This is a genomic window from Zooshikella harenae, assembly GCF_018837975.1.
Lineage (GTDB): Bacteria > Pseudomonadota > Gammaproteobacteria > Pseudomonadales > Zooshikellaceae > Zooshikella > Zooshikella harenae.
This window is the reverse complement of record NZ_JAGSOY010000363.1, coordinates 1-560: the sequence shown is the minus strand read 5'-3', so window position 1 is coordinate 560 and position 560 is coordinate 1. Positions and strand designations below refer to the sequence as shown.

Sequence of the window (560 nt, the reverse complement as noted above, 5' to 3'; positions counted from 1 at the left end):
GCCTATCAACCATTACCTGATGGGGTAAAAGAACGTTTTCAACAAGAAATAGATTCACTGTACACGCTATTTGTCGATACGGTGGCCCGCAATCGTCAGTTAGAGACGAGTGCGATTCGTAAAACAGAAGCCGCCATTTACTCCTCCGAACAAGCCAAAGAAATGGGTTTGATAGACCAGATTTTACCCGCTAACCAGGCGTTAGCGGTATTCACTCACCACCTGAACGATACAAGGGCCATTATGACTACACCCACTGAACCCCAAGTAAAAAGCACACAACCTGCCGTAGAACCCGTTGATACGGATGCCATTAAAGCCAGTGCGATCCAGCAAGAACGGGAGCGTTGTTTAGGTATTTTGCAGTGTGAAGCCGCTGAAGGCCGAATGACTACCGCAATACACCTAGTAAAATCCGGAATGGCGGCGGATGATGCCAAAGCACTGTTGGAAACGCTGCCTAAGGCTGAAGCGGCTACCCCGAAAAAAGAAAGCACTACACAAAATGCCTTTACCCAGCACATGAATAACGATGAGCAGCCGAATATTCCCTCGGAAAA

The 560-nt window shown here is 47.9% G+C and carries 1 protein-coding gene; it reads left to right on the top strand.

What is annotated here, in order from left to right:
• Positions 1-560, top strand: a 560-nt coding sequence (locus KCG35_RS26135; protein WP_215822862.1) for a S49 family peptidase, incomplete at both ends; no start/stop codon positions are given.